The organism is Xanthomonas nasturtii, from assembly GCF_023337365.3.
GTDB lineage: Bacteria > Pseudomonadota > Gammaproteobacteria > Xanthomonadales > Xanthomonadaceae > Xanthomonas > Xanthomonas nasturtii.
Map to the genome: position 1 here is coordinate 4,428,534 of NZ_CP142084.2, position 17,803 is coordinate 4,446,336.

The following is a 17,803-nucleotide window of genomic DNA, read 5'->3' on the forward strand; positions in this document are numbered from 1 at the left end:
GTAGGCTGCCCTCCAGAATTGGTGCCGCTTGTCCGAATCGAACGGACGACCTACTGATTACAAATCAGTTGCTCTACCGACTGAGCTAAAGCGGCGATGTCGTACTTCTCTTGCTCAAACCGTGTCTGGCTCGCCTCGCAGTTTACGCGCTGGCGAGCCTAAAGCCTTGCCGTGCTTAGCTTTCGGTTCGGCTGACACAACAACCGCGTCCGAGTTACAAGGCGGTTGCTCTACCAACTGAGCTATGCCGGCACTGGTGGGCGCATTGCACACCGGACCACATTCTAGCGCAGGGCGGAGCAATCTAGCGATCGTTGACGCTTCGCACCTGCAGCGCTCTGCAAGGTGGCGGCCGCCACCGTGCTGCGCACATCGATCCACCAGCGCGATTGACCGTTGCCACTGGGCACCAACTGCGCGGGAAAGCCTGCGCTGACCAGACTGGCCTGGCGCCGCTCGGCGCGCTCGCGGCTTTGGTACTGCCCCAGCGCAACGGTGTTGTCCTCGCCCTGCGCAATCACGTAATAGTCGCCGATGCCGGCAGCCGTAATGCGCTTGACCAGAGCCTGCGCCGCGGCGCGGTCGCCCACATTGGGCAACATCACCCGGAACGTGCTGACCCCGGCGTCGGTATCCGCGCGCACGCTGGCGCGGCTGGCCTGGCCGCCAACGCGCGCCAGTGCGGCATCGGCGTCGCTACGTGCCGCGTACGGCCCGACGCTGACGCAGCGCTCCGGCGGTGTCGGCACGGACGCGGGCTTTGCGACGGCGGTGCTTTCGTCAACAGCTTTGGAAGCGCTGTTCGCTGCCGCTGCAGCGTCGACTGGACGCGGGGCCGTCTCGGCCATTGCCGGCGTTGGCACAGGCTCGGGCACAGACGCCGTCGCTGCCATCGGCGCAGGAGCCGGCGTCTTGGATGCAACCACTGCACTGGCATCAGGCGTTGCAGCTGTCGCCACGACGGGACGCGACACCGCGGCTGTCGCCTTGGTCGGCACCATCGGCAGCAGGTCCAGTCGAGCAACCCCGGGCGGTTGCGGCGGCGCGGCCGGCGGCGCCGGTGGTGGTTGCAACGCCCACCACAGCGCCACCCCGGCATTGAGGATGATCAGGACAACGATGAGCGCGCGTACAGACATGCGACGATTTTAGGGCCTGTCATGTGGCTTGGGGGGAGTGCGAAGCGGTCGCGGCTCGACCAGGCGCGCAACACACTCTCGGTGCGCCACCGGCCGGCGGCAACGCGTGTCCCCAGCTGCTCTGCCCGGGAGCTATGTCGCCGGTGTGCCAAGCACCCTGCTGCCGAGAACTCCGGCAGCCACTCGGCTACCGATGCCCCATGCTTCTCACCCAAGCCGCACACGGCAACGCTTTACAGCGAAGACGAATGCAGCGCCCAGGTCGCCAGTCCATCCAGCACCAGGGCCGCGCGGAAGGTGGCACCGGGCAGCAACGGCAGCAACGGCGGCGCGCCGCCGCCATGCACCAGCAGCCGCACCGGCACGCCCAGGCTGCGTTGCGCGTGCTGCAGGCTGCGCTCGATCAGCGCCACCGCCGCGCCATCGCAGCCGGAGGTCAAGGCATCGTCGGTGTCGTTGGCCAGCTCGACATAGTCGCCGCCGCTGGCTGGCAACTGCGCCGCGCGCGCATGCAGCGCTTCGCGCATGGTGGTGGGCGAGGCGGCGATCCGCCCGCCGTGGTGCTGCCCATCGGCACCGAGCACATCGATGGTCAGCGCAGTGCCCACCCCGGCCACCAGCACCGGTGCGTCGCCACGCGCACCCAGCAATGCCAGAAACCGGTCCACACCGAAGCGGCTCGGGTCGGCATAGGCGATGCGGATGCCGGCGCATTCGGCGGCCGTGCGCACGATGCGCACCTGCGCAAAGCGTTCCTGCAGGCAGGCGACCATGCGTTGCGTCAATGCCGGTGCAGCCACGCTGGCCACATGCGCGATACGCCCGGACGGCAGCGCCGCCAGCGCGGCCAGCGCGGCCGCATCCATGGCCTCGGCGCCGTGCGCCCATGCCTGCACCTCGCCGGCCCGGTCGCCGTGCAGCGGCGCGTACTTGAACCGCGAATTTCCCAGGTCGAACAACCACTCGCTCATGCAGGTCTCACGCTCACTTCTCCGGAGTGGAACAGGCGCACCGTGTCGCCCAGTTGCACCCGCAATGCACCGTCGGCGGCCAGGCCGAGCGCAACGCCATGATGTCGGGTGCCGGCCTCTTCGACCTGCACTGCCCGCCCGCTCAATAGATCCAGCGCCGCATAGCGCCCCAGGAAGGGCGCCAGGCCCTGTGCCTCGAACAGGTCCAGCGCCGGCAGCAGGCCGGACAGCACCGCTGCCGTGACCTGGTCGCGCGACACCGGCCGGCCGGCCAGGGTATCCAGATCGACCCACGGCTGGTCAATGCCGGCCGCTGCCGCCGCCGGCATGTGCACGTTCAACCCTAGCCCGATCACCGCACGCGCGTTGCCGGCCATCTCGCCGCCGCCTTCGATCAACAGGCCGCCCAGCTTGCGCTCGCGCGCCAGCAGATCGTTGGGCCACTTCAGCCCGACATCGGCGAACCCGCAGCCGCGCAGGGCCTCGGCCACCGCCACGCCCACGGCCAGGCTGAGCCCGGCCAGCTGGCCCAGCCCACCACTGAATCGGCGCGACGCCGACAGATAAATGTGCGCGCCCAGCGGCGAGGTCCATTGACGGCCGCGCCGGCCACGGCCGCCGGTCTGGCGCTCGGCCAGCAGCACCGCCACGCCCTGTTCGGGCGCCGGCTGCGCCAGCAAGGTGGTGTTGGTGGATTCCAGCGTCCAGGCCACGTCCAACGCCGCCAGGCCAGCGACTGCATCGGGCGCCATGCCGGCACGGATGCGCGCCGCATCCAGCAGGTCCAGCGGGGTGGCCAGGCGATACCCGTCGCCGGCGCGTCCTTCGATGTCGACACCGGCCGCGCGCAGGTTCTGGATGCGCTTCCACACCGCTGCGCGGGTCAAACCGGCATCGCGCGCCAGCGCATCGCCGGACAGCCGGCCGCCGGCAAGTCTGGCCAGCAACGCGCGGTCATCCACGGCTGCAACGCACGATAAGAGGTGAGGTGACGATGGCGCGGGCTTTTGCATGCCCAGACACGGCGAGCGCTGCACACCAGGCTGCTCGCCCGGGCAACGCGCAGAATGCGGCATCGGCGTGCCACACGACATCGGCCTTTGGGGTGGCTGGCAGCAGCGAAACTGCATGCGGCTGACCAATGCGCGCGCCAAGCTCACGCCTGGCAACCCGCGTGTCGCAGCGCCGGCCATCGGCGCCTCTCGTCTCAAAGTGCATCACACGCCCGAAGTACCGAATCCATCCGTGAAAGTATGCGCCAAGCCTTTCCGGGCGCCCAGCGCAGCTTGCGTGAGGGAGTGAAAAGCGCGTTATGATCGGCGACTCACGCCGCTTGCCCTGGATGTGGACGATGCGCCGACTCACGGTTTGCCTGCTCCTGTTGTTGGCTCCGCTTGCCGCCCTGGCATCGGACCAACTGGTCGACGGCGATCATGACAGCTGCGTCAGCACCAATTCGGCTGCACGCGGCAGAACGCCCCCCCCCGAGGCGGCACCGGTACGCACGGCTCCGCACAAGGCCGCACCGTCCACCGGTGGCGGTGGCAGCGATGGCGATTCGTTGTTCCCGCGCATGCGCACGATGCCGCGTTGGCACAGTTTCCTGCCGGGCATGTTCCGCTGATCCAGTGGTTGACGCGCTGGCTGCGCCGGCCGCCCCCCGAGATTGCTGATGCGTCGTGGCAGCGGCTGTGCCGCAGTTGCGCATGGGTTGCCGCGCTCGATCCGCCCCGCCAGCAACGGCTGCGCGCGTTGACCGCGCAGTTTCTGCAGCAGAAGACCATTTCGCCTGTCGACGGATTGCAGTTGCAACCGCACGACCAGCTCGTGCTGGCGGCCACCTGCTGCCTGCCGCTGCTGGAGATCGGCGCCGCCGGTTGGCGCGGCTGGTCGCAGCTGATCGTGTACCCGGATGCGTTCCGCGTGCAGCGCACGCATCTGGATGCCGCCGGCGTGATGCATGCGTGGGACGACACCCTGATCGGCGAAGCCTGGGAGCAAGGCCCGCTGATCGTCAGCTGGGCAGACGTACAGGCCGACCTGGACGATCCGCAGGCAGGCTTCAACGTGATCGTGCACGAGATGGCGCACAAGCTCGATGCACTGGATGGCGCGCTCGACGGCACACCGCCAATGCCACGCGATGCGCAACGCGCCTGGGCGCGGGATTTCCAGCGTGCCTACGATCTGTTTTGCCAACGCGTCTATGCCGGCGAAGCCACCGAGATCGACGCGTATGCAGCCGAAGCACCGGAAGAATTCTTTGCGGTGGTCAGCGAATATCACTTCTCCGCACCGCAGCTGCTGGCGCGTGCGATGCCGCAGGTGGCTTTGCACCTGGAACGTTTCTACGGGCCCTCGCCGTTCGCAGCGTCAGTGCAGCCTTGAGCGTGGTGCGCGGTTGACCTGCATGGTTGACGCCTTCATCGACGGCAACATCTGATCGAACGGCGAACCGCAGCCATCGCTTGCAGCACCTGCACCCGATGCCATGCGCATGTTTTACGCATGATCGATCGCCATTTGAACGCTCACACCAACCCGAGATCGCGCGGCGCGGCGCCGGGAAACACCCGCTCCAACTGCGCTGGCGACAGGCCCCACAAGCGACTGAGCAAGCCGCCAAACAAGCTGCGGTAATTGTTGAGGACCGGGTAATCGCGATTCTGCAGCAGCTGCGCCTGTTCGACCGCCACCTGTTCGCCGGCGATGCGGCCGCCGCGCACGCCACCGCCCAATACCCAATAGGTCGTGCCGTGCCCGTGATCGGTGCCCTTGCTGCCGTTTTCGCGGAACGTACGGCCGAACTCGGAAATCACCACCACCACGGTGTCGTTCCAGGCCGGGCCCAATGCATCGGCGTAAGCGGCCAGCCCTTCGCCGAGATTGCGCAGATTATTGGCCAGGCCCCCTTCCACACTGCCTTGATTGGCATGCGTGTCCCAACCACCGACATCGACGAATCCAAGGCGGTAGCGCTCGCGCATCAGCGTCGCCATGCGCCGGGTTTCATCGGCAAAGGTGCGTGCACTGGCGGCGCCGCGTCCGGCCTGCTCCATCTCTTCGCGCAACTGCGCGGTGACCTGCTGACGCAGGGCAAGACCGTCGCGCGCAGCTGCCGCCAGCGGCGTGCTGTCGTACATCTGCGACAGGATCTGCGCCTGCCGCGCATCCAGCCCACCCTTGCCGATGCCCCGCAACGACACGTTGGGCAAATCGCCACCGCCTTGAAAGGTCAACGGCAACGAATCGGTAAACGCGATCGCCGGCACCCCGCTCAGCACGCCCGACAGGCGCGCCATGAACCCGGAGCGGTAATCGCGACGCCTGCCCGCCTGACCGGATTCGATATCGTCCTGGGTTTCGAAATGGCTACGCGACAGATCGTCGGTGCCGGCGAACGGCACGAACGCCACCTGCTTGCGTTCCCACAACGGCAGCAGCGCATCGCGCATCACCGGGTTGAGACCCCACTGCGCGTTCAGCGCCACAGCGCTGTTTGGATTGGCGGCATCCGGCCGCGCAATCGCCAGGCTCGGCCGCGACTGGTAATAAAAATCGCTGCCGTGCGGCACCAGCAGGTTGTTGCTGTCGTAGCCACCGCGCAAAAACACCACCAGCATGCGCGCACTGTCGCGTGGCGCAGCGAACAGACGCCCGGCCCACGGCATGCTCGCAGCTGCTGCAGAGGCGAGCAGAAATTGACGTCGTTGCATGGCGCACTCCCGCGGCGATGACCGCTTGGCATTCGTTGTATCGGTGGGCGTGGATCGGTGGTGTTGAATCAGCTTCTCTGCATTGGCGAGCGTTGAGCCGGCAGCATTGAAACAGTGGTGTTGAGTCAGTAGCTTTGCGTCAGCGATAGTTGAAGTCAGGCGACGACAGTAGAAATCCATTCCATTCCGCAGGCGAGCGCGCCTGGTCCAGCGCCTGCCGCGTTCCGGCAGACAGCGACGGCGCCAGCCAGCGGTACGAAGGGCGCGTGTCGATTTGCGTCACCACCGGAATCGGCGTGTCCTTGTCGCCGTCCAGACGAAACAATTGCTTGGGCCCGCTGCCGATCGAACGCGCCACTTCGAAACGTCGCGCCAGTTGCCCGGAACTGGTCCAGGCCTGCGACTGCAGCGACCACCCATCGGGGGTGATGCGCCCGAACAACGGCTCGCCGAGCTGCTGCACCCAACTGGCCATCGGGGCGGCATTGATCACTGGCTGCTCCTCGTAGGCCAACCGCATCGCCGAGACGACATACCGGTTCGGGTCCTTGAACTTGCGCGGTTGCGCCTGTGCAAACTCCGGCGAGGCCAGCATGGTCTGCATCACCTTGGCGATATCGCCATCGCTGCGCTGGAAGGTGGCGGCCATGCGCGCAACCAGCGCAGTGGGCGGAGTGTCGCTGACGAAGTATTCGGCCAGACGTTGCGACACGAAATGCGCGCACGCCGGTTGCCGCACCAACAGCTGTACCGCGCGTTCGATCTCGTCCAGGCCACCACCGGCGATGCGCTGACCAAGCAGCATCTTGTCGCCGGGTTGATGACGCGCCGGATTGAATTCGAACAAACCTTTGCGTACGACCTGCGCCTGCCCGGGTGCGGCAGCTGGCAACGGCGGTGCGCCGTTTGCCTTGATCGGCACCAAACCTGCGCCGGTGAGGATCAGCGCCAACTGCTGCACATCCTGTTGGCTGTAGCCGCCGTGCACACCCAGCGTGTGCAGTTCCATCAACTCGCGCGCGTAGTTCTCGTTGACCTTGCCCTTGGCATTCTTGGCGTTGTCCAGGTATTCCAGCATCGCCGGGCTTTGCAGCGTGGCCATCACCAGCTCGGCGAACTTGCCGGTGGCATTCGGGCGGATCGCGTTCTCCATGTAATCGGCTGCCATCCATTTCACCCGCGCCTTGTCGGCATACACGCTGAAATGGTTGAGCCAGAACCACACCAGTTGTTCGCGCAGCTGGTCCGGCGCGTACACCGCGCGCAGCAATTGCGCCTGGCGCGCCTGCACCAGCATCTGCCCACCGCGTGCCTGCCAGTTCTTGCGCAAGGCAGCCTTGTCATCGCCATCGGGCATGCGCTGCAAGCGGATCTTGTCGGCCTCGTACTGGGTCAGCAGATCCACCAGCGGGGTGTGCAACGCATCGAAACGCTGCAACTGTGCGCGCACCGGTGCCGGCAACGCAGCGTCATCGCTGGGCTGCAGCAACAACGCACCGAAGCGCTTGGCCCCCAGCCGTGTCAATTGCGTCGCGCTGTTGGCATCCACGCCGTAGGTGGCGCGTTGCAGCCAGCGCTTCTGCGACGGTGTCAGTGGCACTTCGGCCGCGGTGCAGGCGAGCGCAGACAGGCTGCCGGCCAACAGCGGCAGCACGCGCCATCCACGCAGTTGCCGCGCGCGCGCCACGCGCGTGCTCACGCACACTGCCTGGTCAACCTGCTCGAACATGCAGCCCTCCATCGCAACGGCTTACCAAGCCAGTATGGTCAAGCCAACGCGCGAGGCGTTAAACGGTTGTCGGAACGGTTGCGGACATTGGCCACGGGTTCATCGGGCCAACGCCGACGGTCACAATCCCGGCGGCAGCGTCACATCGAAGCGGGCACCGCCCAGCTCCTGCGAGCGCACCACCTGCAGTTCGCCACGGTAGGCCTTGATCAGATCCTGCACGATCGACATGCCGATGCCATGCCCTTGCACGCGCTCATCGCCACGCACACCGCGCTGCAGAATCTTGGCCACGTCTTCCGGCGCAATGCCGGGGCCGTCGTCTTCCACCGACAGGATCAAGCCGGCACGGCGGCTGCCGGTGGTGGGTCCCGGTTGTGCGGTCAGCAGCACGCGGCTGCGCGCCCATTTGAAGCCGTTTTCCAGCAGGTTGCCGAGCAGTTCCTGCAAATCTCCCGGCTCGCCATGAAAGCGCGCTTCCGGCGAAATATCGAATTCGCACAACACGCCCTTGACCGAATACACCTTCTCCAGCCCGCGCACGATCTCTTCGGCGGTCGGCTCGATCGGCAACGGCGCGGCAAACAGCTTGTGCCCGCTGGAGGCTGCACGGGCCAGTTGGTAGGACACCAGGTCGTTCATGCGGCGTAGCTGCACATCCATTTCTTCGTGCAGGTCGCGCTCGGACTGCCCACTGTCCAGTTGCGTCCGCAGGACGGCGATCGGCGTCTTTAGGCTATGCGCCAGATCGGCCAGCGTATTGCGCTGACGCTCCAGGTTGTCGCGCTCGCTTTCGATGAAGGCGTTGATGCTGTCGGTCAACGGTTCCAGTTCGCGCGGATGCTGTTCGCTCATGCGCTGGATTTCGCCGCGCTGCACCTTGGTCAGCTCGTTGATCACCCGCCGCAGCGGGCGCAAGCTCCATTGCAGAATGAAGGCTTGCAGCACCAGCAACACCACACCGGCGCTGCCGAGGTAGAACCACACCGCACCACGGAACACGCGCAGCTGCGCGCCCATCGAGCGGGCGTCTTCCATTACGTAGATCGTGTACGGAATCTCGCCGCCGTGTTCGCGTTCGACATAACTCACGCCCAGGCCGTAGCGATACAACTGGCCCAGGCTGCCGTCGATCTGGGTCATCTCCAGCGGGCCGATGAATTCTTCCTGGCGCGGCTCCAGCATGCGGCCATGTGGAATGTTCGGGCCTTCGGCCGACATCGAGGTCCAGCTCTCGTCCGGCCGCACCACTTCCACGTACAACCCGCCACCGGGTACATCGAAGCGCGGGTCGGGCGGTTGTCCACCGATGTACAGCGAGCCGTCGCGGACGAAGTCGATATTGGCGGCGTACGCAGAGGCGTAGTTCTTCAGCCGCTCGCGCAGATTCTTTTCGGCAGTGTCGGCAAATGCCACATCCAGCGCGTAGCCCGCCAGCGCCAGGAAGGCCACCAGACTGAGACTGGCGGCCAGCAGCTGGCGGGCCTGCAACGAGCGCGGCCGCCAGCGTCTATACCACTTGGAGCGCACCGACACCGAGTTCTTCCTGTTTGCCGACGCGCGAACTCAGCCTTCGGTACGCGGAATGGCGAAACGGTAGCCACGACCGCGCACGGTCTCGATCGGCTTCAACTCACCATCGGGGTCGAGCTTCTTGCGCAGGCGACCGATGAACACTTCCAGCACGTTCGAATCGCGGTCGAAGTCCTGCTGATAGATATGCTCGGTAAGGTCGGCCTTGGAGACCAGTTCGCCGGCATGCATCATCAGGTACTCAAGCACCTTGTACTCATAGCTGGTCAGATCGACGTTGGCGCCATTGACGCTGACGGTCTGCGCAGCCAGATCCAGCGCCACCGGGCCGCATTCCAGCGTGGGCTTGCTCCAGCCGGCCGCACGTCGTAGCAGCGCATTGACGCGCGCCAGCAACTCTTCGACATGGAACGGCTTGACCAGGTAATCGTCGGCGCCCTGCTTGAGGCCTTCGACCTTGTCCTGCCAGCTCGAACGCGCTGTCAGGATCAGCACCGGAAACTTCTTGCCTTCGTCGCGCAGGGCCTTGATCAGCTCCATGCCCGACATCTTGGGCAAGCCAAGATCGATGATGCCGACATCGAACGGCACCTCACGGCCCATGTAGAGGCCTTCTTCGCCATCCTGTGCAGCGTCGACCGCAAAACCTTCGCGCTTCAGACGCGCCGCAAGGGTTTCGCGCAGCGGAGCTTCGTCTTCGACCAAAAGGATACGCATGCACTCTCCCTACTTACGTTGTCGGCCATCGGCCGGGGAATTAATGAGACTGAACGCAGAACTATCTACGTTCAGTGGTTATCGTCGCGTGGTGGCACATCGGCCGGTGCCGGGTTGCGCGGCGGCATGGCCTGCGCCTGCTCCGGCTCATACACGGTGTGCACGCGCCCGTCTTTCATGTACTTGACGCGATTGAGATTGCCGCCATCAAACGGCACGCGCTCGGCACCAAGGATTTCTCCGCCGGTTGTCCGCTGTACGTGCCGGATGGTGTCAGACAGTGTGCGCCCCTTGCTACGCGCCGAGGCGGGTAGCCCCTCGCGCCCGCTCTCCACCATCGGATAACCCTGCCCCCACGCCGACGGCGCGGCCATGGCGACCCAGAGGGCAACCAGAGCGACTTGGCGAGCGCGGCAGAGCAGTTGGGTCACAAACGAATCCTAGCGGGTTGTTCAGGAACATTCAAAATTCGTGAAAGCGGCCACGCGTCACAATGTGGCCGGACCCCGAAATCGAGCCAAATTCTTGATTTTTCGGGGTGAATCCGATCTGAACTTTTTAGCTTCGTGTTAACGGCATTCAGCGAAATGAATATCGATCGGGTCCAAAAACACCGCGGGGCGGGCCCTGCTGCAAACGCGCATGCCCCGAACGACCTCGAAACGTCCAATGTCCCGGCAGACCGTTCAGGAATGCAAGCGGTGGGCCAACCCTATGCGACCACCCGCCAGGAACGCGAATCGGTGCGCTGCAGGGCCTGCTCGACCAGCTCCCAACCGGCGCCCGGACGATGCGCGCCTTCGCTCAGAACCTGTCGGAACGCTCGCCCGCCGGGCTGACCATGGAACAGTCCCAGGACGTGCCGGGTCATGTGCTTCAAGGCCAGGCCCTGCTCCAGCTGGGATTCCACATAGGGCTGCAATGCGCGCAGCAAGGCGTCGCGCGGTTGCTCGGGCTGCTGGGTCAAGGCTGCGTCCAGGCGATGCAGGACATACGGGTCATGGTAAGCGGCACGGCCGAGCATCACGCCGTCGGTGTGCTGCAGGTGCGCCAGTGCGGTGTCCACGGCGGCGATGCCGCCGTTGAGTACCACCGCCAGGCCGGGCCGCTCCTGCTTTAGCCGGTAAGCCCAGTCGTACCGCAGCGGCGGCACTTCGCGGTTTTCCTTCGGCGACAGGCCCTTGAGCCAGGCGTTGCGGGCGTGCACCACCACCATGGCCGCGCCGGCCGCGACCACCTGGTCGACAAAGCTGGCGAACACAGCGTAGTCGTCATCGTCGTCCACGCCGAGGCGACATTTGACCGTGATCGGCAAGCGGGTGGCCGCGCACATGGCGGCAACGCAGTCGGCCACCAAAGCCGGCTCGCGCATGAGGCAGGCACCGAAGCGGCCGGCCTGCACCCGATCGGACGGGCAGCCGCAATTGAGGTTGATCTCGTCGTAGCCCCAGTCCCGGGCGATGGCGGCAGCCTGCGCGAGCAAGGCCGGCTCGCTGCCGCCAAGCTGCAGCGCCAGCGGATGTTCGACCGCAGCGAAGCCGATCAGCCGCGCGCGGTCGCCATGGATCACCGCGTTGGCATGCACCATTTCGGTATACAGGCGTGCGGACGGCGCCAACAGGCGATGAAAGACCCGGCAATGGCGGTCGGTCCAGTCCATCATCGGGGCGACGGACAGGCGCAGGGAGGCGGCGTAGCGATCGGCGGAAGCGGTCATCGACGGTTGGCCGCACTGGGCAGCCATTGGAATGCGAAGCAGGATCAACAGCTTACACGGGCGTCGATGAATCTGCGGCGGTGCGTCATGGCATGCTGGGCCCCCTGCCTTTCGGACCCGGCTGCATGATCACCTGTTCGCTGCGCTACGTCATCGACCCCTATCAACTGGCCGAATTCGAGCATTACGCGCGGTTGTGGATCCCGCTGGTGGCGCGCTTCGGCGGCCGGCATCACGGTTACTTTCTACCGTCGGAAGGGGCGAACAACATTGCGCTGGCGCTGTTTTCGTTTCCCTCGCTCGCCGAGTACGAGCGGTATCGGGAGGCATCGCTGCAGGATGCGCAGTGTCTGGCGGCGTTCGCCTATGCGGAGCAAACACGTTGCATCGTCAGTTACGAGCGGAGCTTTCTGCGTCCAGTGCTGCAGTAACCACTGCGCCCGGACGCCAGCCAGTCTTACGGGTTGCGGAAACCTACACGCTCTTCGGCGCTCAGCGGCTTGCCGAGGGCGTGGTACGAGGCGACCAGCGTGATCAGGGCGGTGCCCATGACCGTGTAGAAGCTCCACGACTTGGCCAACACGTGCACCTGGCCGAACACCAGCGCGACGACAGCGGTGGCGGTGCACAGCACCATGGCCAGCAGAGACATCAAGAAAGGGATGGAAGGATCGAGCTTCATGGTCGGGGGGTTCCAAGGTGCGATGCGATAGCTCCAGCATCGGCGTTCCCGGCGCTTTCTTGAACTGTTTCCTGCGCTTTTCTGCAGACAATTTTTAGCAGGTCAGCGAGCACTCAGTTTTCTGTCAAAGCCTTGGCGCACAAAGGTTTGCACGTCAGAAAATTCCTGACGCACTGGCGAAAAAATCACCACCTGTGCCAGAGTTCCAACGCGGCTGTGGCGGAAATCCGGCGGGGCTGCGCAGGGAGGTTCGGCGTTGCCAACAGCGGTTCCGGGAGTGCTGCGTTGCAGACACCCATCCCGGTCGATACGGGCGGTGGCGTTGCAGGACGACCCGAGGTGATGGGTGCAGAGGAGCGACCGAACGGGAACTCGGAAGGGGCGTGTACCACCACGCGTGGCGTCCTTCGCCTAGAGCTTAGGCATGTCACGAGAAGCGTTTTAGCGGCCGCCTGCCTGACGCAGGGCGAGCATCGGGCAGGAATGCGTTACGTGCCCACACGGGCACTGCACAGCGGTCAGAAACCAGGCATGGTCTCTTTCGCCCGGAACTGAGGAAGGTCGCAAGAAGAGCGCTTGAGCGACTGTCTGACGCCCGGCGACCTTCGTCCAGGAATGCGCCCCCCCCTTGCTTACGCGGGTAATCCGAAGCGAAACGAAGTGGGTCGCCTTGCGTCCGATTGGGGGCAGACCAGGAACGCGCGCACCTGACCGACAAACAAAACGGCGTATCAGCGCGCCGGAGCGGTGGCGAACTCGCCGCGTTGTAGCTTGGTCACGTCGTTGCCCTGCCCGTCCTTGAGGCTGAGGTCCGCGCCCTTGGCAGCCAGGTCCTTGAGCACGTCGGTGCGCTGGAACAGTGCTGCGTACATCGCAGCGGTCTGGCCGGCGCTGTTGCGCTGGTCGGGCGCGCAATCGGCCTGCATCAGGCGCTTGGCGATGCCCAGCTCGCCCTTGAAGATGGCGCCCATCAGCGCGGTGTTGCCACGCTTGTCCTGCGCGCAGGGGTCGGCGCCGGCGCCGAGCAATTGTTCCACTGCCGGGCGCTGGCCGTGGTACGCGGCCAGGATCAGCGCGGTGTAACCCTTCTCGTCGCGGGTGTTGAGGTCGTAATGCGAGCGGATGAACTCGGCCAGCATGTCCTGGCGGCCCTCGCGCGCTGCGTCGAAGAAATAGTCGCGCAGCTGCAGCTTGATCTGCGCAGGTGTGGCAGCCGCAGTGACATTGGTTGGGGTGGCAGAGGTGGGTGAGGCGGCGTTGGCGAGCGCAGACAGGCTGCCAAGCATCAGAAACAACAGGGTGCGCATGGGGATCTCCCGAAACGAAGACGCCATCGCGGCGCGGGCCGCGATGGCGTCGGGCGGATCAGTCCTGCAGGCTAGAGGCCAGCTGTCTGACGCGGGCCAGGTCGCCCTTGGCAACGCGGGCTACACCGGAACCGTACTCGGGGTCGGCCTTGTACAGGAACGACAGGATGAGGTGCTTGCTCTCGGTGTCGGTGGTGGCCAGCGACTCGCCAAAACTTTGCACCAGATCGGCACGATCCTTCTTGCTGTAGGAGCGATACAACTCACCGGCCTGCTTGAAGTTCTGCTCGCGGGTGATCTTGGCCTGCTGGGTGGTGCCCGACAGCGGCAACTCGCTGTAGCGCGCGGCGGTATCCTGCGGACGCGGCTCCAGACGGCTCGGCTCGTAGTTCACGCCGCTAGTGGTGTGCCCGGTGTTCGCTTCGCCATCCTGGTTGCCGTTGTTGACTGCCACGCGCGGGCGGTTGACCGGCAGGCTCAGGCCATTGGTGCCGATGCGATAGAGCTGGGTGTCGGCATAGGAAAAGATACGGCCCTGCAGCAGACGGTCTTCAGACGGCTCGATCCCCGGCACCAGATTGGCCGGCGCCATCGCCACCTGCTCGGTTTCCTGGAAGAAGTTGTCAACGTTCTTGTTCAACACCATCTGGCCGACCTTCTGCTCCGGCACGTCCGGCCAGATCTTGGTGGCATCGAGCGGGTCGAAATCGAACTTGGCCAAGTCTTCCGGCTTGAGCACCTGCACGTACAGGTCCCACTTCGGGTAGTCGCCCTTCTTGATCGCACCGACCAGATCATTGGTCAGGTGACTGTAGTCCCTGGACTGCACCGCAGCGACCTGCTTGGGATCGAGGTTCTTGATGCCCTGCAGCGTCTTCCAGTGGAACTTGACGTAATGCACTTCGCCCTGCGCGTTGACCAGCTTGTAGGCATGCACGCCATTGCCGTCCATGAAACGGTACCCGGCCGGCGTGCCTTCATTGGAATACAGCAGGGTCAGGGTGCGGGTGCTTTCGGGCACGTGCGAGAAGAAATCGAAGCGACGCGAATCGTCGTCCAGGTTGGTGCGGGGGTCCGGCTTGAAGGCGTGGACCATGTCGGGAAACTTGATTGCATCGCGGATGAAGAAGGTGGGGAAGTTGTTGCCGACCAGATCCCAGTTGCCTTCGCTGGTATAGAACTTGGTCGCAAACCCATGCGGGTCGCGCAGCGTTTCCGGCGAGTGATTGCCGTGGACCACGGACGAGAAGCGCACGAACACCGGGGTCTTTTCGCCGGCGCTGAACACCTTGGCCTTGGTCAGGTAGGACAGATCGGCGGTGGCAGTGAACTCGCCTTTGACGCCGGTCCCACGCGCATGCACCACGCGCTCGGGGATGCGCTCGCGATCGAAGCGCTGCAACTTCTGGATCAGCTGCACGTCCTGCAACAGCGTCGGGCCATTGGCACCGGCGGTTTGCGAGTTCTGGTTATCGCCGACCTTGGCGCCATTGTCGCGGGTCAGAACGGATTGGGCGAAGACCGGCGGAGCGATCAACGTCGGGGCTAGCAGGGCTAGCACCATGAGGGATCCAGGGCGCATGGCGTCAGCTCGTTTGAGGGAGTTGAATCATCGCTAGCAGGCAGAAGCGTGGGAAGTCGTTAGTTATGATCGCTGCGATAGGCGAACATGATGATGACTGCGTTGCGTGATTTACATCGCCAAACTCACGGGCAGTGGGTTACAGATAGACGCAACTTGAAGCAACTGCATGCGTCATTCGCTTTCGTCTTGCATGACCTGACGATCGATCACTCTCAGCGGATGCTGCGCTGCAAGGATGTGCGCACTGTCATCTCACGAGTCGTCATTGCGCGCCGCGCAATGCGGCTCTTGCCACGCATGCAGCGTGCATTGGCGGAAAGCTGCAGTGCGTAAGGTCATCAATGCTAGCAGTGCGCCGGCGCGGAGCGACTAACAACGCGTGATTGTTGCTGCACACTCCGGCGCTGGCGTGCATCGCGCGACAACCGCATTGGCGTGCCCCACGCGTCTTGGCTGCGTCAGCTCACACCAGCGCGCGCGCATGCGCGACGCGTCAGTGGTGGCGTGCGTAGTGGCAAACGATAGTCAACGCCCGATCACCCGCTTGAACGGCGGCAAGGCATCGATGATGCGTTTGCCGTAGCGACGGGTAAGCAGGCGCGAGTCGAGGATGATCACGCGGCCATGGTCGTTGGAGCTGCGGATCAAGCGGCCGGCAAACTGCGTGAGCGTGCGTAACGCATGCGGGATGGCGATCAGGTTGAAGGCGTTATGGCCGCGGCTTTCCAGCCATTCGCTCAAGGTGGAGGTTTGCGGATCGGTGGGCACGGCGAACGGCACCTGGGTGATGACCACCGTGGTGCAGGCTTCGCCGGGCAGATCCAACCCTTCGCCGAACGAGTTCAAGCCGAACAGCACCGAGCCTTCGCCGGCAGCGATGCGGCGCAAGTGTTCGGTGATCAGCTGCGACTTGTTGCCTTCGCCCTGCACCAGCACGCGGTTGCGTTGCACCAGCGGCATCAGGTCGGCGACCTTTTCCATCTTCCAGCGCGAGGTGAACAGCACGATGCTGCCCTTGGCGTTCCAGTCCAGTTCGCGCACCAGATACTTGGCCACTTCCTTGGGGTGCCCCTCGCGGTCGTCGGGCGTGACCGGAAAATTGGGCACGATCAATTCCGCCTGATTGGGCAGGTCGAACGGCGAAGCCAGCGAGGCCATTTCGGCGTGCTCGGGCACGCCATTGTCGATGGCGAAGGATTGAAAATCGCCGCCACCGGTGAGCGTGGCCGAGGTCATCACCACCGAATCCACCTCGTTCCAGATCATGGTGCGCAGCACCTGCGCAGCCGAGACCGGCGAGCAATGGCAGATCAGGTCGCCATCGCGCGAGAGGGTGATCCAGCGCGCCATCGGCGGCTGGCCTTCCTTGTCTTCGCGGCGCCAGCCGCTCCACAGATTGTGCTGCTGTTCGGCCATTTCCAGCGCCAGGCCCAGGCTGCGCTGCAAACGTTCGCGCGCAGAATCGTCCTGTTTTCCCTTGGCAATCGCGCTGTGCGCGGCATGCACCCAGTTGAACAGCGCGCGGGTTTCTTCGCCGAGCTCTTCGATGGCCGGGCCCCACTGCGGCGGCAGCTTGCCGTTGGACGCGCGCCACAACGGATCGCGCTCGCCGGGCTCGGGCTTCCACACGCGCTCGACTTCGGCATGGAAGGCCTTGAGCAATTTGGATACCCGCGCCGCCACCTCGATGGCTTCGTTGGGCAACAGGTTGCCGAGCTTGTCCTTGTCCACCGCGCGATAGGCGGCGGCGATGAGGATCTGCATGCGGCCGGTGCGCTTGGCCATCTCGTCCAGCGGCAGATTGGCTGCGCCCTGGTCGATGGCCACACCGGCGATATGGTGGCCTTCGTCGAGCACCAGCAGCATGTCCGACGGTGGCGCGATCAACGGCTGGCCGTTTTCGGCATCGCCCAGCGACAAGGAGGACAGCAGCAAGGCATGGTTGGTGACCACGATCTGCGCTTCGCGCACGTCGGTACGCGCCTTGAGCACCGGGCACTGCGCGGCATAACTGCAACGGCGGCCCGCACAGCCGGAGGCCGGCGTGGTGATGCGCATGCGCAACGGCACCGAGACCTGCTCGGGCGCGTCGTCCAGGTCGCCGTTCCAGGTGCGCGCGGCGTAAGCCTTGGCCAGCCGTTTGGCCAGATCGGCATCCACCGGGCTGAGCGGGCGGTCGTAGAGCACCTGTTCGTCTTCGAACATGGCGTTCTGGCTGGTGTCGCCTTCCAGCTCGGCGGCGTTGCGGGTGCACAGATAACGGGTACGGCCCTTGGCCAGCGCCACGGTGGCTTCCAGCCCCGTGGCCTTGAGGAAGGCCGGGATATCGCGCTCTACCAGCTGCGATTGCAACGCCACGGTGCCGGTGCTGATGACCAGCTTTTTCTTGGTGGCCAACGCGATCGGCACGCCGGCGGTGAGATAGCCCAGACTCTTGCCCACGCCGGTAGGCGCCTCGGCGATGCCGATGCCGCCGGAGGTGGCCAGCGCGCGCGAGACCAGGCCGATCATCTGGCTCTGCGCGCGCCGCGTAGCAAAGCCCGCCGTATTGGCCTGCAACTTGGCGTAGGCGTCGCGGATGCCGGCCTTGATCGGGTCGGTCAGAACTCGCTGGGTGGGAACGGGCGCCGACGGCGCGGCCGGTGGGGCAACTTCACTCATCGGGCTATTTTCGCACGGACCGGCGCAGTGCCTGCGACCGGCGTGG

The 17,803-nt window shown here is 65.0% G+C and carries 16 protein-coding genes and 1 tRNA gene; 3 read left to right on the forward strand and 14 right to left on the reverse strand.

Translation table 11 applies throughout. The features are described from left to right. Positions 1 to 19: 19 nt before the first annotated feature. From M3O59_RS19470 to birA, 4 genes are all read right to left on the reverse strand, one after another. Positions 20 to 95, reverse strand: a tRNA-Thr gene (locus tag M3O59_RS19470). A gap of 189 nt (positions 96 to 284) precedes the next feature. Further along, positions 285 to 1,139 (reverse strand): SPOR domain-containing protein, encoded by an 855-nt coding sequence (locus tag M3O59_RS19475; protein WP_116904845.1) that lies wholly within the window; start codon positions 1,137 to 1,139, stop codon positions 285 to 287. 233 nt (positions 1,140 to 1,372) lie between these two features. After that, a complete protein-coding gene (locus tag M3O59_RS19480; protein ID WP_116904844.1) occupies positions 1,373 to 2,110 on the reverse strand; it encodes a type III pantothenate kinase in 738 nt (245 codons plus the stop codon). Then, positions 2,107 to 3,123 (reverse strand): bifunctional biotin--[acetyl-CoA-carboxylase] ligase/biotin operon repressor BirA, encoded by a 1,017-nt coding sequence (gene birA / locus M3O59_RS19485; RefSeq protein WP_064629146.1) that lies wholly within the window; start codon positions 3,121 to 3,123, stop codon positions 2,107 to 2,109. Before birA ends, M3O59_RS19480 begins: the two co-directional genes overlap by 4 nt. 299 nt (positions 3,124 to 3,422) lie before the next feature. Here birA and M3O59_RS19490 point away from each other — a divergent pair, with 299 nt between their 5' ends. Then, on the forward strand, positions 3,423 to 3,734 hold the full coding sequence (locus M3O59_RS19490; protein ID WP_064629071.1) for a hypothetical protein: 312 nt from the start codon (positions 3,423 to 3,425) through the stop codon (positions 3,732 to 3,734). 8 nt (positions 3,735 to 3,742) lie between these two features. Next, positions 3,743 to 4,498, forward strand: coding sequence for a M90 family metallopeptidase (locus tag M3O59_RS19495; protein WP_116904843.1), 756 nt, complete (start codon positions 3,743 to 3,745; stop codon positions 4,496 to 4,498). A gap of 143 nt (positions 4,499 to 4,641) precedes the next feature. On the opposite strand, the gene M3O59_RS19500 is transcribed toward M3O59_RS19495, so the two are convergent. The 6 genes from M3O59_RS19500 to dusA form a co-directional block, all read right to left on the reverse strand. Further along, complete coding sequence (locus tag M3O59_RS19500) at positions 4,642 to 5,826, reverse strand: DUF1501 domain-containing protein (protein WP_116904842.1); 1,185 nt, start codon at positions 5,824 to 5,826, stop codon at positions 4,642 to 4,644. A gap of 139 nt (positions 5,827 to 5,965) precedes the next feature. Next, complete coding sequence (locus M3O59_RS19505; protein ID WP_116904877.1) at positions 5,966 to 7,555, reverse strand: DUF1800 domain-containing protein; 1,590 nt, start codon at positions 7,553 to 7,555, stop codon at positions 5,966 to 5,968. Between the two features lie 120 nt (positions 7,556 to 7,675). Continuing rightward, positions 7,676 to 9,046, reverse strand: coding sequence for an ATP-binding protein (locus tag M3O59_RS19510; protein ID WP_181920419.1), 1,371 nt, complete (start codon positions 9,044 to 9,046; stop codon positions 7,676 to 7,678). Between the two features lie 75 nt (positions 9,047 to 9,121). Continuing rightward, positions 9,122 to 9,805, reverse strand: a complete 684-nt coding sequence (locus M3O59_RS19515; protein WP_002808458.1) for a response regulator transcription factor — start codon at positions 9,803 to 9,805, stop codon at positions 9,122 to 9,124. Between the two features lie 71 nt (positions 9,806 to 9,876). Next, a complete protein-coding gene (locus tag M3O59_RS19520) occupies positions 9,877 to 10,179 on the reverse strand; it encodes a hypothetical protein (RefSeq protein ID WP_064629062.1) in 303 nt (100 codons plus the stop codon). A 338-nt stretch (positions 10,180 to 10,517) separates the two neighbouring features. Next, entirely contained in the window at positions 10,518 to 11,522 is a 1,005-nt protein-coding gene (gene dusA / locus M3O59_RS19525) for a tRNA dihydrouridine(20/20a) synthase DusA (RefSeq protein ID WP_064629142.1), read from the reverse strand. A 125-nt stretch (positions 11,523 to 11,647) separates the two neighbouring features. Here dusA and M3O59_RS19530 point away from each other — a divergent pair, with 125 nt between their 5' ends. Next, on the forward strand, positions 11,648 to 11,953 hold the full coding sequence (locus M3O59_RS19530) for an NIPSNAP family protein (RefSeq protein ID WP_116904841.1): 306 nt from the start codon (positions 11,648 to 11,650) through the stop codon (positions 11,951 to 11,953). Positions 11,954 to 11,979: 26 nt separating this feature from the next. On the opposite strand, the gene M3O59_RS19535 is transcribed toward M3O59_RS19530, so the two are convergent. The 4 genes from M3O59_RS19535 to dinG form a co-directional block, all read right to left on the reverse strand. Then, the gene (locus tag M3O59_RS19535) at positions 11,980 to 12,204 is read right to left on the reverse strand and encodes a hypothetical protein (protein ID WP_064629058.1); all 225 of its coding nucleotides are present in this window, start codon (positions 12,202 to 12,204) and stop codon (positions 11,980 to 11,982) included. Between the two features lie 731 nt (positions 12,205 to 12,935). Next, complete coding sequence (locus M3O59_RS19540; protein ID WP_116904840.1) at positions 12,936 to 13,511, reverse strand: ankyrin repeat domain-containing protein; 576 nt, start codon at positions 13,509 to 13,511, stop codon at positions 12,936 to 12,938. Positions 13,512 to 13,569: 58 nt separating this feature from the next. After that, positions 13,570 to 15,075: a catalase KatB gene (gene katB, locus M3O59_RS19545; RefSeq protein WP_181920411.1), complete on the reverse strand. Its 1,506-nt coding sequence runs from the start codon at positions 15,073 to 15,075 to the stop codon at positions 13,570 to 13,572. Between the two features lie 546 nt (positions 15,076 to 15,621). Next, positions 15,622 to 17,757, reverse strand: coding sequence for an ATP-dependent DNA helicase DinG (gene dinG, locus M3O59_RS19550; RefSeq protein WP_116904838.1), 2,136 nt, complete (start codon positions 17,755 to 17,757; stop codon positions 15,622 to 15,624). Between the last annotated feature and the right edge of the window lie 46 nt (positions 17,758 to 17,803).

Bases quoted from the DNA above. Each gene is read 5' to 3' on its own strand.
- birA (WP_064629146.1), bottom strand. From the start codon at position 3,123: ATGCAAAAGCCCGCGCCATCGTCACCTCACCTCTTATCGTGCGTTGCA.
- M3O59_RS19520 (WP_064629062.1), bottom strand. From the start codon at position 10,179: ATGGCCGCGCCGTCGGCGTGGGGGCAGGGTTATCCGATGGTGGAGAGC.
- M3O59_RS19505 (WP_116904877.1), bottom strand. From the start codon at position 7,555: ATGTTCGAGCAGGTTGACCAGGCAGTGTGCGTGAGCACGCGCGTGGCG.
- dinG (WP_116904838.1), bottom strand. From the start codon at position 17,757: ATGAGTGAAGTTGCCCCACCGGCCGCGCCGTCGGCGCCCGTTCCCACC.
- M3O59_RS19490 (WP_064629071.1), top strand. From the start codon at position 3,423: ATGATCGGCGACTCACGCCGCTTGCCCTGGATGTGGACGATGCGCCGA.
- M3O59_RS19480 (WP_116904844.1), bottom strand. From the start codon at position 2,110: ATGAGCGAGTGGTTGTTCGACCTGGGAAATTCGCGGTTCAAGTACGCG.
- M3O59_RS19540 (WP_116904840.1), bottom strand. From the start codon at position 13,511: ATGCGCACCCTGTTGTTTCTGATGCTTGGCAGCCTGTCTGCGCTCGCC.
- dusA (WP_064629142.1), bottom strand. From the start codon at position 11,522: ATGACCGCTTCCGCCGATCGCTACGCCGCCTCCCTGCGCCTGTCCGTC.
- katB (WP_181920411.1), bottom strand. From the start codon at position 15,075: ATGGTGCTAGCCCTGCTAGCCCCGACGTTGATCGCTCCGCCGGTCTTC.
- M3O59_RS19530 (WP_116904841.1), top strand. From the start codon at position 11,648: ATGATCACCTGTTCGCTGCGCTACGTCATCGACCCCTATCAACTGGCC.
- M3O59_RS19475 (WP_116904845.1), bottom strand. From the start codon at position 1,139: ATGTCTGTACGCGCGCTCATCGTTGTCCTGATCATCCTCAATGCCGGG.
- M3O59_RS19500 (WP_116904842.1), bottom strand. From the start codon at position 5,826: ATGCAACGACGTCAATTTCTGCTCGCCTCTGCAGCAGCTGCGAGCATG.
- M3O59_RS19535 (WP_064629058.1), bottom strand. From the start codon at position 12,204: ATGAAGCTCGATCCTTCCATCCCTTTCTTGATGTCTCTGCTGGCCATG.
- M3O59_RS19515 (WP_002808458.1), bottom strand. From the start codon at position 9,805: ATGCGTATCCTTTTGGTCGAAGACGAAGCTCCGCTGCGCGAAACCCTT.